General features: G+C 51.8%; 10 protein-coding genes. 5 read left to right on the plus strand and 5 right to left on the minus strand.

Annotated elements, in window-relative coordinates:
• Positions 1-75 precede the first annotated feature (75 nt).
• Positions 76-1,065 carry a tryptophan--tRNA ligase gene (gene trpS, locus QZQ46_RS09160; protein ID WP_296829061.1) on the minus strand — a complete coding sequence of 330 codons (990 nt, stop codon included), beginning with the start codon at positions 1,063-1,065 and terminating at the stop codon, positions 76-78.
• Positions 1,066-1,494: 429 nt separating this feature from the next.
• Between trpS and QZQ46_RS09165 the strand changes: the two genes are divergently transcribed.
• From QZQ46_RS09165 to QZQ46_RS09175, 3 genes are all read left to right on the plus strand, one after another.
• A complete protein-coding gene (locus QZQ46_RS09165) occupies positions 1,495-2,814 on the plus strand; it encodes a metallophosphoesterase family protein (protein ID WP_296829063.1) in 1,320 nt (439 codons plus the stop codon).
• An 84-nt stretch (positions 2,815-2,898) separates the two neighbouring features.
• Positions 2,899-3,108 (plus strand): DUF1858 domain-containing protein, encoded by a 210-nt coding sequence (locus QZQ46_RS09170; RefSeq protein WP_296829065.1) that lies wholly within the window; start codon positions 2,899-2,901, stop codon positions 3,106-3,108.
• 221 nt (positions 3,109-3,329) lie between these two features.
• Positions 3,330-3,866 (plus strand): flavin reductase family protein, encoded by a 537-nt coding sequence (locus QZQ46_RS09175; protein ID WP_296829067.1) that lies wholly within the window; start codon positions 3,330-3,332, stop codon positions 3,864-3,866.
• 77 nt (positions 3,867-3,943) lie between these two features.
• On the opposite strand, the gene sstT is transcribed toward QZQ46_RS09175, so the two are convergent.
• From sstT to QZQ46_RS09190, 3 genes are all read right to left on the minus strand, one after another.
• On the minus strand, positions 3,944-5,146 hold the full coding sequence (sstT, locus tag QZQ46_RS09180) for a serine/threonine transporter SstT (protein ID WP_296829069.1): 1,203 nt from the start codon (positions 5,144-5,146) through the stop codon (positions 3,944-3,946).
• 201 nt (positions 5,147-5,347) lie between these two features.
• Positions 5,348-8,143, minus strand: a complete 2,796-nt coding sequence (ileS, locus tag QZQ46_RS09185; RefSeq protein WP_296829072.1) for an isoleucine--tRNA ligase — start codon at positions 8,141-8,143, stop codon at positions 5,348-5,350.
• 330 nt (positions 8,144-8,473) lie between these two features.
• Entirely contained in the window at positions 8,474-9,880 is a 1,407-nt protein-coding gene (locus QZQ46_RS09190) for a sodium:alanine symporter family protein (protein ID WP_296829074.1), read from the minus strand.
• Between the two features lie 170 nt (positions 9,881-10,050).
• Between QZQ46_RS09190 and QZQ46_RS09195 the strand changes: the two genes are divergently transcribed.
• Together QZQ46_RS09195 and QZQ46_RS09200 are read left to right on the plus strand one after the other, a co-directional pair.
• Positions 10,051-10,542 (plus strand): HD domain-containing protein, encoded by a 492-nt coding sequence (locus tag QZQ46_RS09195; protein WP_296829076.1) that lies wholly within the window; start codon positions 10,051-10,053, stop codon positions 10,540-10,542.
• An 18-nt stretch (positions 10,543-10,560) separates the two neighbouring features.
• Positions 10,561-11,283, plus strand: coding sequence for an NAD-dependent protein deacylase (locus QZQ46_RS09200; protein WP_296829078.1), 723 nt, complete (start codon positions 10,561-10,563; stop codon positions 11,281-11,283).
• 123 nt (positions 11,284-11,406) lie between these two features.
• Here QZQ46_RS09200 and QZQ46_RS09205 read toward each other — a convergent pair whose 3' ends face one another.
• Entirely contained in the window at positions 11,407-12,672 is a 1,266-nt protein-coding gene (locus QZQ46_RS09205; protein ID WP_296829080.1) for a transposase, read from the minus strand.
• Positions 12,673-12,727: the final 55 nt, after the last annotated feature.

Below are 12,727 nucleotides of genomic sequence, written 5' to 3' on the forward strand. Positions count from 1 at the left end.
GTCCATTCGCGGTGGATGATTTAGTTGGCACCCCAATATTTGACAAAGAGCCTTTTTTTATGTCTATGGATGAAATTATTTACGGAACAAGCCCATGGCCTTGCAGGCCTTTTCATAGGTAAGGCTGGCTTTGGCGTGAGCCTTGGCAGCCCCCTTGTCAAGGATGTCGTCCAGTTCCGGTTCGCTGACCAACTGACGGTAGCGCTGCTGAATCGGTTCCAACGTCGAAATGATGGCTTCGGCGACGTCCTTTTTAAAGGCGCCGTAACCCTTGCCGACGTAAGCGGCTTCGACCTGTTCATGGGTCTGGTCGGTCAGGGCCGAGAGAATTTCGATGAGGTTTGAAATGCCCGGTTTCTGTTCTTTGTCATAGTGGACGGAGTTTTCGCTGTCTGTCTGGGCCCGCTTGATTTTCTTTTCAATGGCCTTCGGTTCGTCGAGGAGATAAATCGTCGCCGTTTCATTGTCGTCGGACTTACTCATCTTCTTCGTCGGTTCCTGGAGGCTCATGACCCGCGTGCCGTCCTGGCCGAGGTAGATGTCAGGAATGGTAAAGATGTCTTCGCCGTAGAGGCGGTTGAAGCGCTGCGCCAGGTTACGGGTAATTTCCAAATGCTGCTTCTGGTCGTCGCCGACGGGCACGAAATTGGTCTGATACAAGAGGATATCCGCAGCCATGAGGGGCGGATAGGTCAAGAGACCGGCCGGGATGGAGTCGCCCTGTTTGGCCGCCTTATCCTTGTACTGGGTCATTCGTTCCAATTCGCCGACGTAGGACGAGGTAATCATCATCCAGCCTAGGAGGGCGTGTTCGGGAACTTCAGACTGGACGAAGAGTGTCGATTTGTCCGGATCGAGGCCCGATGCCAAGTAGATAGCCGCCAGTTCCCTCGTCCGCTGATGCAGGAGTTTCGGGTCCTGGGGAACCGTAATCGCATGCTGATTGACGACGCAGTAATAACATTCGTTGCCGTCCTGAATTTTAGAAAAGTTGCGCAGTGCGCCTAAGTAGTTGCCTAAGGTAAGATTGCCGCTGGGCTGAATACCGGAAAAAATAACTGCCATAATGGTACCTCCTGATTCATAAAAAAAACCTTCCATCCCCTATACATAGGGACGAAAGGAAAGTCAGCTCCGCGGTACCACCCTGGTTGGCCATATGGCCCGGCTCTTATGCACCTGTTGATGCATCTTTTCAAGGTAACGGTGAAAATTTCCGGCGGAACCTACTTCGCGTTCAGTCCGCATCTCCCGGGCCCATTCCCGATCATGGCCTCTTGCCGGACTTCCACTGCCACCGGCTCGCTGTCAAGGGTGTCATGACGGTACTTGCTCCCGCTCATCGACGTTATATATCCTATTTGATGCATCTATCTTATATCGAAGACAGGCCCTTGTCAAGTTTTTCTTGACTTAGAGTTGACTCCACAGTCTATAATAACTACAATAATGAAAATAACTCTAATTACAACATATTTGAATAGGAGGAACTCTATGAAATGGAACCATAAAAAAATCATCATCCCCATCGTCGCCGTCCTGGCCATTGCAGCCGCAGCAGCCTACCTCTGGCTGCCGGGAACGAAGGCCGTCGCCAAACGGGGCATTCGAGCTACGAAAGCAGCCGCAGCCCACTACTTGCCGACCGAATCAGTAGATGCCTCGAATATCCGCCAGGTCATTACGGCTGACAGCACGACGTCTCGGACCTTTATGTGGCAGTCTGACTATGCAGAAGACAATCCCGTCGTCGAATACCGCAAGACCGGCGACGACGACACCATCATGGAACTCCCCGCTTCCAGCGACGCCTTCAGCGATGACGGCGTGACGACATATATCCACTCGGCAACGGTTACCGACCTTACGCCGGGTACCGCCTATGAATATCGCGTAGGCTACGGCGACAAGCGCAGCGCTTGGACACCTTTCCGGACGGCTGAGGGCAGCAGTTTCAAAGCCCTCATCTTCCCCGATTCCCAGTCCAGCGACTACAGCGGCTGGGCCTCCCTGGCGCAAGCGGCTTGGCAGAACAATCAGGATGCCCAGTTCTTCGTCAATATGGGCGACCTCGTCGATAACGGCCAATCCCATTACCAGTGGAATGCCTGGTTCGACGCCGTCGGCCCGATGATCGCCCGCATCCCCGTTGTACCCATCATGGGCAACCACGAAACGTACAATACGGACTGGAAGATGCGCATGCCCGAAGCCTATACGCACCTCTTCTCCCTGCCCCGCATCGATATGGAAAAATATCAGAATCAGTTCTATTCCTTCGACTACGGAGACATCCACTTCGTCGTCCTCAACACCCAGGCCCAGGAACTGGCCGACTTCGAGCCGACCTTAAATGACGATGAAGTGGCCTGGTTTAAAGAAGACATGGCTAAGACGACGAAGAAATGGAAGGTCGTCCTGATGCACAAAGATCCCCTGCAGTACGGCTTCGCCAACCGGCCGGAACCGCGGGAAGAAGGATTCTCGTCGGAAGGCCGGTTGTGGATGCCCTTATTTGACCAGTACGGCGTCGATGCCGTCTTATCGGCCCATCTCCACACCTACCGCAACCGAGGCCATATCAAGAACTTCCAGCGCGATGAAAGCGGCCCCTTGTACATCATCACCGGCGTCGCCGGCAACGTCCGCTACCCCAGCCTCTGGAAGCAGCACAGCCTCGATGAATACGTCGCCCCTCAGCCGGAAACGGACAACTACATGACATTAGAAGCGACAGCTGACAGCCTGACCTTCCGCAGCTACCTCCCCGACGGCCAGCTGTTAGAAGAACGGAGTATTTCTTCACACAAATAAAAAAAGTGTGATATAATAGATTCAATCCGGACGTTCCTTCAAAACCATCCGGGTTGTATTTGACAAAGAAGGAGGAAATATACTATGGCACAGATTACGAAAGATACGGGTATTGTTGAAGCCGTTCAAAAACACCCGCAGATCATTGAAATCTTCCAGCAGTACGGCCTTGGCTGCGTCGGCTGCATGGCTGCTCACTTTGAAACGATCGGTCAAGGTGCCGGTGCTCACGGTATCGATGTCGATGCCCTCATTGCCGACCTCAACGACTGCATCGCCGAAAGCGATAAATAAGATGAAAAGCTGTCGCACTCTTTGGTGCGGCAGTTTTTTTATACCCACTCCCCGTCCCTATGCCCCGAAACATTTCCCTTCAGAATACAACACTTTCCTTTTGGGTAGTACCTTACTTTTAAGTGCATACTTTCCCTTTTTATCCGTTTATGGTATCATTCTTCTTATCCTAGGAAAAACAAATTATCCATTATGTCATTCATATAAAAGGAGATATTGCCATGAAAGAAAAAATTGATGTTTTTGAAAAAGCACCGGAAATCCTCCGTAATTTACAAAAGGGTATCCTCTTGACGACGAAGGCCGGCGACCGGGTCAATACCATGACCATCGGCTGGGGCACACTAGGCATCGAATGGGCTAAACCGATTTTTACGGTCTACGTCCGCCAGAACCGCTTCACCCACGAACAGCTGACCAAGAACCCTGAATTTACGATCAACGTCCCTGTCGGCGCCTTCGACCGGTCCATCTTGGGAAAAGCCGGTACCCTCAGCGGCCACGACGGCGACAAGATTGAAAAATTAGGTCTGACCTTGGAAGATCCCGAAGTTGTCTCCGTCCCGGGCATCAAGGAACTGCCCCTGACCTTGGAATGCAAGGTCCTCTTCCAAAAAGACCAGGACCTCCCGGATTTGCCGAAAGATATTAACGACGAATTCTATCCCCAGGACGTCGACGGCAGCTTCCACGGTGCCAACCGCGACAGCCACACGGCTTACTACGCCGAAATCGTCGCCGCCTACATCATTAAATAAAGTTTCCACGACAAAGCCCTCAAGGACCGGACTGAAATCCGATTCTTGAGGGCTTTTTTATAGCCGGAAGGGCTTTTCTATGATCGTTTAGAGAAATCAGCAGCTGCCGTGAACAGGATGTCCGTCGACGAGTTGAGGGCCGTTTCCGTCGAGTCCTGAAGGACGCCGATGATGAAGCCGACGCCGACGACCTGCATGGCGATATCATTGGAGATGCCGAAGAGGCTGCAGGCCATGGGAATGAGGAGCAGCGAACCGCCGGCAACGCCGGAAGCACCGCAGGCACCGATAGCCGACAAGACGCTGAGCAAGAGGGCCGTCGGAAAATCTACGGCAATGCCCAAGGTGTGAACAGCGGCCAAGGTCATAATCGAAATGGTAATGGCCGCACCGGACATGTTGATCGTCGCCCCCAGGGGAACGGTGACCGTATACGTATCGGGGTCGATACCGAGTTCTTTGGCCAGGGCCATGTTGACCGGAATATTAGCCGCCGAGCTGCGCGTAAAGAAGGCCGTCACGCCGCTGGTCGAGATACACTTCCAAACGAGCGGATAAGGATTTCTGCGGAGCTTGGCATAGACGATGATCGGATTGACGATAAAGGCGAAGATGAGCATCGTCCCTACGAGGAGAGCCAGAAGCTGGGCGTAGCCGACGATGGCTTCGATACCATTGGAGGAAATGGAATCGGCGACGAGGCCCATGATGCCCAGCGGAGCCAGGCGGATGACCCACTGAACACAGGTCGTGACCGCATTGGCACAGTCGTCGAGAACGGCTTTCGTCGATTCAGAGACGCGGCGGATGGCGATGCCGAAGAGGACAGCCCAGCCGAGGATACCGATGTAGTTGCCGGTCATCAAGGCATGGACGGGATTATCGACGATATTCTTAAGGAGCGTCGTCAGGACTTCGGCAATGCCTTCAGGAGCTTTGTTGGTCGCAGCCGATACGTCGAGCTGAAGAGTCAGCGGGAAGGCGTAGCTGATCATGACAGCGAAAAAAGCAGCTAAAAAGGTACCGATGAGATATAAGATGATGACGTCTTTAATTTTTGATTCATGATTTTCTTGTTTCCGGCTCAATGCCGAAGCGACTAATACGAAGACCAAAACCGGAGCAATACCTTTCAAGGCGCCGACGAAAATGACGCCCAACAGGGCCAACTCATGAGCAGCTGCGGGAAAACTCATGGCCACCGCAATGCCGATGATCAGGCCGACGATGATCTGCTTGATCAAGCTGATGCGATTTAGGGCACTCCATAAACTATGCATACCAAAAACCTCCCATAGAACATATCGTTCCAAAAATACAAATGTGCATTATAACAGAACACTTCATTTATTATAAAATAAAATTCATAAAATTTCAACATAAAAAATGGATAGCCTATGCTGTCATTGACAGGCATAAACTATCCATTTCGGGGCAACCACGGGCTTCCTTACGGATAAGGAAATTTCAAGGTTGAAAATTTATTCGCTTAATACGTGGGCGCAGCGAGCGCAGAGTGTCGGATGATTGGAATCGGAACCGACAGTGTCGGTGTGCATCCAGCAGCGTTCGCATTTTTCGGCACTCGACGGTACGACGACGACCTTCATGTCGCTGTGGTCTTCACCGGCTGCGGCATCGGCCGGAGCTTCGCCTTTGACGAGTTTCGCTTCGCTGACGATAAGCAAGGTGGCCAGCTGATTCTGCCAGGTGCTGAGGAAGTCATAGTCTTCCCCATCGGCATAGATGGTGACAGCAGCATCGAGAGCATGGCCGATCTTGTGTTCCTGACGGGCGCCTTCGAGGATACGGGTCAGGTCGCGGCGATAGGACAAGAAGTGTTCCCAACGAGCGTCGAGGTCGGCATTCAAGTATTCTTTGTGGGCTTCCGGCCAATCCGTAAGGAGGACGCTTTCTTCCTTGCCGTCGACAGCCGGCATGTTCTGCCATACTTCTTCAGCCGTGAAGGACAGGACCGGAGCGACGATCTTGACCAACGTATCCAAGATGATGTACATGGCCGTCTGAGCGCTGCGGCGGATCGGAGCATCGGTCTTTTCCGTGTACAGGCGGTCTTTGATGACGTCGAGGTACATGGCGCTCAAATCGACGGTGCAGAAGTTGTGGATGGCATGGTACATGACGTGGAACTGATAGTTTTCATAGGCATCGGTCACTTCTTCAAAGACCTGTTCCAAGCGCAGCAGCGCCCATTTATCGAGTTCCGTCATATCCTGGTAAGCAACGGCATCTTTCGACGGATCGAAGTCAGCCAAGTTGCCCAAGAGATAGCGGAAGGTATTGCGGATCTTGCGGTAGACGTCGGAGAGCTGTTTCAAAATCTTCGGCGACAAGCGGATATCCCCCTGGTAATCGGCAGACGATACCCACAGGCGAAGGACATCGGCACCGTATTTTTCGATGACTTCCTGCGGTGCTACGGTGTTGCCGACAGATTTACTCATCTTGCGGCCTTCACCATCGACAGTAAAGCCGTGGGTCAGAACCGATTTATACGGAGCATAGCCGTTGACGGCAACGGAGGTCAAGAGCGAGCTGTTGAACCAGCCGCGATGCTGGTCCGAGCCTTCGAGGTACATTTCGCAGGGATAATCGAGGTCCGGATCGTGCTTGAGGACGCCCTGATGGGTGCTGCCGCTGTCGAACCAGACGTCCATGATATCGCTTTCCTTGCGGAAGTGAGTGCCGCCGCAGTGAGGGCATTTATAGTTTTCAGGCATCAATTCTTTGACGTCGTACATCCACCAGGCATCGGAGCCGTCTTTGGCAAACATGTCCTGGAGGTGAGAAATCGTTTCGTCGTTGATGATGTGTTCACCGCAGTCTTCGCAGTAGAAGATTGGAATAGGAACGCCCCAGACACGCTGACGGGAAATGCACCAGTCGCCGCGGTCATGGATCATGTTGTAGATGCGGTCGTGCCCCCAAGACGGAATCCATTTGACCGTATCGATGGCGTCGAGGGCTTTTTGACGGAAGCCGTCAACAGAAGCAAACCACTGTTCCGTAGCCCGATAGATAATCGGGTTCTTGCAGCGCCAGCAGTGCGGATACTGATGGCGGAAGGTGCTTTTTGCAAAGAGGGTGCCCTGTTCCGCCAATTTCTTGATGACCGGTACGTTGGCATCGAAGACGAACTGGCCTTCAAAACCGGGAACCTTATCGGTATAGCGGCCGGAACCGTCGACAGTACCCAAAGGTTTGAGGCCCCAGGCTTCATATTTCATGCAGACATCAAAGTCATCCTGGCCGTGGTCAGGAGCCGTGTGAACGAGGCCTGTACCGGCTTCGAGGGTGACGTGATCGCCGAGAATAACCGGGACCTTGCGGTCATAGAAGGGATGCATGAAGACCATGCCTTCGAGCTGTTTGCCCGTCATGACGTCGGGCAGGACTTCGTAGTCCGTAATCTTGCCGGCCTCCATGGTAACGTCGACCCGTTCTTTAGCCATCAAGAGATATTCATCGCCGACGCGAACCCAGACGTATTCCAGATTTTCGTTGGCACTGATGGCCAGGTTACAAGGAATGGTCCAAGGCGTCGTCGTCCAAATGAGGGCAAATACCTTGTCCGGATCGGCGTCTTTCGGCATATGGCAGCTGACGTCGACGGATTTGAATTTAACGTAGATGGAGAAGGATTTATCATCGTTGTATTCGATTTCAGCTTCAGCCAGTGCCGTTTCGCAGTGCGGGCACCAGTAAACGGTCTTCAAGCCCTTGTAGATATAGCCCTTTTTGGCCATTTCGCCAAAGACGCCAATCTGAGCGACTTCGACGTGTTTGCGAAGGGTCAGATAGGGATTTTCCCAGTTGCCGAGAACGCCGAGGCGGATGAAGTCTTTCTTCTGTTCTTCTACGCGGGCTAAGGCGTAATCGCGGCATTTGGCCCGCAAGTCGAGGGGTGTCATTTCGTGGCGGTTGAGGCCCGTGTCCTTAATGACGGCGTGTTCGATAGGAAGGCCGTGGGTATCCCAGCCGGGAACGTATTTGGTATAGCAGCCCTGTTGGGTCTTATATTTGAGAATAATGTCCTTTAATACCTTATTTAATGCATGGCCGATATGAATCTTGCCATTGGCATAGGGAGGGCCGTCGTGCAGAATAAACTTGGGAGAGCCGTCCCGTTTCTGCAAGCGTTTTTCATAAATGTTGTGTTCCTGCCAAAATTTCAAGAAATCCGGTTCCCGTTTCGGCAAATTGCCGCGCATGGGGAATTCCGTCTGAGGCAGATGTAAAGTCTTACCGTAATCCATGATGCTTCCTCCTCTGTCTGTGTGAAAAAAAATAACGTCTCCGTCCCAAAAAGGGACGAAGACGTAATCACCGTGGTACCACCCTACTGACTGCTGATGCAGCCGCTTTGACGCGCAATAACGACGCGGCCCGGCAGCTGGTTCGCAGCTGCAGCTCCCAAGTGATCCGCCGATATACAGCCTTTGCCGGGCTCTCACCGTCCCCGATTCGCTAAAAAGGCTGTGCCATATCGGCCGTCTTGTTCATAGCTTTTACGCTTAATTATTTAATACAATTATCATTGTATATAAGCGTATTGTAAGGTCTCTCCCCCTATTTGTCAAGAGGATTTATTTCCAATACTGTACGGTACTTTCGTCGATGCCGATAGATGCTGCTTTAAAGACCGGAATCTGCCCGGCTTCACGCTGCTGCTGATAATCCTTCATGGCATTGACGGCGACTTTGCTGAGGATAAAGCAGGCCGGGATGTTGATGAAGCACATGATGGCCATCAGGATGTCGGCAATGGCCCAGACGGCGGCCATAGACATGCCGGCACCGATGAATACGACGGCGATGCAGACGATGCGGAAGCTATGGACGAAGCTCTGAGACGGAGCCCCTTTATGGATGAAGCGGATACAGTTGTCGACGTAGTATAAGTTGCCGATAAGCGTCGAAAAACCGAAGAGGAGCATGCAGACCGTGATGAGGAGCGGTCCAAATCCGCCGAATACGGCAGAGGCTGCACTCTGTACATAGGCGGCACCGGCTGCTTCTTTGACAATGGGAACGCCGGAGAAGAGGCCCATGAAAGCCGTAGCACTGCAGACTAAGAGGGTATCGATGAAGACCGACAGCATCTGAACCAGCCCCTGTTTGACAGGATGGCTGACGTCAGCAGCAGCTGCTGCGTTCGGAGCCGAACCGATACCGGCTTCGTTCGAGTAAAGGCCGCGTTTGATACCGTAAATGAGGCAGGAGCCGGAAACGCCGCCGAAGATGGCTTCGAAGTCGAAGGCATCGGCGAAAATCATGGAGAATACCTGCGGCAGGTTGGAAATATGAGCGACGACGACTACTAAGGCTGCCAAAATGTAGAGGGCACCCATGACCGGTACCATGACCGACGTGACCTTGATGATGCGCTGGCCGCCGCCGGTGAGGCAGTAGCCGACGAGGGCTGCAAAAATGGCCCCGAGAATCCACGGCGTCATCGTAGGATCATAGAAGTCGTACACGAGGAACGTCGACTGCATATTAAACGAACAGAGAAGGTTGAAGCCGCCGGCGTAGGTAAGGATCAGGGACAAGGCAAAGAGGACGCCCAGACCGCGGTTATGCATGGCCGTTTCAATGTAGTAAGCCGGGCCGCCGTAGCTGTGTCCTAAGGCGTTGCGGCGTTTGTAAACCTGAGCCAGTGTGCTTTCGATGAAGGCCGTTGCACCGCCGATGATGGCGATAATCCACATCCAAAAGACCGAGCCCGGGCCGCCGAGGCAGATTGCCGTCGATACGCCGATGATGTTGCCCGTACCGACACGGGAGGCCGTCGAAACCATGAGGGCCTGGAAAGACGATACGTTTCCGTCTTTTGTCGGCTTTTCCATGACGACGCGGATACTTTCAGCAAACATACGAAGCTGGATGAGCCGTGTTTTCCACGAGAAAACGAGGCCGGCTGCAACGAGGATGACCATTAAAATCGGATAATAAAGGACATCGTCAAGGTAATTCAGGACGTCCATGACCATAAAACCACTCCTAACCATAATAAAAAATGATAAATAAATGTAACAATTCCTATAAAAAATCATAAGATATAAATGGACACTTTGTCAATGGTTTTTGACAAATTAGCACAGGATAATTTTTATAATCATTCAAATTGTAGTATAATGGCTTTAGAAAGGCAGGCGTTGTTATGATATCCATCGAGCAGGTTATACAAAAGGCGATTGCCTATGATGAGGGCGATGCCAGGCGTATTCACCATTTCCTGAAAGTCTATGCCTATGCCGACACCATCGGTCGGTTGGAAGGTCTCTCAGAAGACGAGCAGTCCATCCTTCAAACGGCGGCTGTCCTCCACGACATCGGCATTCACAAGGCCGAAGAAAAATACGGTTCGTCATCCGGCCATTTCCAAGAAATCGAAGGGCCGGCACCGGCACGGGCTATCCTCGAAGAACTGGGCGCCCCGGCACATTTCATCGACAGGGTCACCTTCCTCATCGCCCATCATCACACCTACAGCGGTGTCGACGGCGCCGATTACCAAATCCTCTTGGAAGCTGATTTCTTAGTCAATGCCTATGAGGACCAACTGAAGCCCGAAGCCATTCAGACCTTTAAAGAAAAAGTGTTCCGCACCAAGGCGGGACTGGAATTGTTGAAACATACTTATGGAGTCTAACGAAGGGAGTTTTTTTCTATGACAGCTATTGAAACATTCGTCGACATGGTCAAACATTCGGACAACATCGTCTTTTTCGGCGGTGCCGGCGTCTCGACAGAAAGCGGAATCCCCGATTTCCGCAGCACCGACGGCCTCTATAACCAGCACTACAAATATCCGCCGGAAACGATCCTCAGCCACACCTTCTTCCGGGAACAGCCGGAAGAATTTTACCGCTTCTACCGCGACAAGATGCTGGCCCTCGACGCCCAGCCCAACATGGCCCACCTCAAGCTGGCAGAACTGGAAAAAGCCGGCAAATTAAAGGCCATCGTCACCCAGAACATCGACGGCCTCCATCAAAAAGCAGGCAGTAAAAACGTCCTCGAACTCCACGGCAGCGTCCACCGCAACTTCTGCACCCACTGCCATAAATTTTTCGATGCCCAGTATATGAAGGATTCTACGGGCATTCCCAAATGCGATGCCTGCGGCGGCACCATAAAGCCTGACGTCGTCCTCTACGAAGAAGGCCTCGACAATGACGTCATCGAACAGTCCCTGCACTACATCAGCCAGGCTGACATGCTGATCATCGGCGGCACGAGCCTCGTCGTCTACCCCGCAGCCGGCTTAGTCCGCTACTACCGCGGCAAAAAACTGGTGCTCATCAATAAATCGACGACCGACATGGACAGCGCCGCCGACCTCGTCCTCCACGACGCCATCGGCGACGTCTTCAGCCATATTGTCCTATAAGTCCCTTCTTTTGTGAAAGGAATCCTGGTCAACGACTCCCACTTACAGAAGCGGGAGCTTGTAAGTCAGAAAAACATAGGTGGCAGCGATGTTGAGAATAACATCTCCCTAATTCTGCCTACATCATCGGGCAGTTGACGATGCCCGTTTTGCCAAGGAGATGTACTCCGAGGCAGTTGTTTTTCTCTCGTAACGAGGGTGATTGTCTCCGGCAATCCACATCGTACCAAGAAGCTGGATATTCATAGCTCCGATACGGTCATCGTTGGATTTGTATCCGCACTGGCAACTATATAGGTGTTGGTGAGGCTTACGGTTTTCCTTGTGGATTGTACTACATTTCGGGCAACGTTGAGAGGTGTATTTAGCCGAGACTTTCAATACTTCCGAGCGGTTTTCGTGAGCCTTGTAGGTCAGAAATTGCTCAAGTTGATAGAAAGTCCAGCTCCGCAGGTCATAGTTCTGCTTTGCAGTTTTTGAGAGATTCGATGCTTCAAAGCTGACACCCGTCAAATCTTCCAGCACAAACAGCGTATCTTTACCGTATTTCGTAACGAGTGTCTTAGAAATCCGATGATTTACATCAGACATCCAACGGTTCTCTCGTCCGGAAAGGGCTTTGAGTCTGCGCTTTGCAGATTTTGTGCCTTTGGATTGGAGCTGCTGTCTGACTTTGAGAAACTTGTGCCGTTTGGCCGCAATTTTTCGCCCGGAAATAAATTCGGTTTTACCTTGTTCGTCGTAACTGACAGTCAGGAATCGCAAGCCACGGTCAATACCGACAACATGACGGACATTCTCCTTCCGGAAGCACTCAACCGCTTTGGTGACGGGAATATGCAGATACCACAGGCCTTTGAGTTCAACCAGTTTAGCCGTACCGAGATTCCATGAGCCATCGAGGTATTCCGCAAAATGCTTGCCTTCAAAGGTACACCGGGTTCGTTTGCCAAGGGTGTTGATAGACAGGCTTTGTCCGTTATCCACGAAGCTGTAATCTCGATTGCGAACCAAATCCGCTTGCGGGCGCTTGAAGAAGAGGGGCTTCCAAAGCCATTCGAGCGTCTTAGGGATATATTTCCAGCTGCCATCTTGGTCCTTGTATTTGTATGGCTTTTGGAAGAGCTGCTGCTTGACCGTCTTATAGCGAGCTATAGCCGTCTTAATGGACGATTGTGCAAGCTGCGACTTCAGCCCAAATTGATCACGAAGATCGCTATATAGTTCTTTGTTGAGGCTTTGATAAGCCAAATTAAATTGATTGTCGAAGATGTATTGCGACACAAAATTACAAGCCTGACGATACTGCTCCGTCATTTGACGAAACAGAATTTCTTGTTCTGGAGAAATATGGAGGCGAAGTTTTATTGTCTTGGTTAAGTCGGGCACTTTTTCTCACCTGCCTTTCTAAAAATATATTGCTTTTGTCAAGACCACCATATCA

The organism is uncultured Megasphaera sp., from assembly GCF_900539295.1.
Taxonomy (GTDB): domain Bacteria; phylum Bacillota; class Negativicutes; order Veillonellales; family Megasphaeraceae; genus Megasphaera.

Bases quoted from the DNA above. Each gene is read 5' to 3' on its own strand.
- trpS (WP_296829061.1), bottom strand. From the start codon at position 1,065: ATGGCAGTTATTTTTTCCGGTATTCAGCCCAGCGGCAATCTTACCTTA.
- QZQ46_RS09175 (WP_296829067.1), top strand. From the start codon at position 3,330: ATGAAAGAAAAAATTGATGTTTTTGAAAAAGCACCGGAAATCCTCCGT.
- QZQ46_RS09165 (WP_296829063.1), top strand. From the start codon at position 1,495: ATGAAATGGAACCATAAAAAAATCATCATCCCCATCGTCGCCGTCCTG.
- ileS (WP_296829072.1), bottom strand. From the start codon at position 8,143: ATGGATTACGGTAAGACTTTACATCTGCCTCAGACGGAATTCCCCATG.
- QZQ46_RS09200 (WP_296829078.1), top strand. From the start codon at position 10,561: ATGACAGCTATTGAAACATTCGTCGACATGGTCAAACATTCGGACAAC.
- QZQ46_RS09170 (WP_296829065.1), top strand. From the start codon at position 2,899: ATGGCACAGATTACGAAAGATACGGGTATTGTTGAAGCCGTTCAAAAA.
- sstT (WP_296829069.1), bottom strand. From the start codon at position 5,146: ATGCATAGTTTATGGAGTGCCCTAAATCGCATCAGCTTGATCAAGCAG.
- QZQ46_RS09190 (WP_296829074.1), bottom strand. From the start codon at position 9,880: ATGGTCATGGACGTCCTGAATTACCTTGACGATGTCCTTTATTATCCG.
- QZQ46_RS09195 (WP_296829076.1), top strand. From the start codon at position 10,051: ATGATATCCATCGAGCAGGTTATACAAAAGGCGATTGCCTATGATGAG.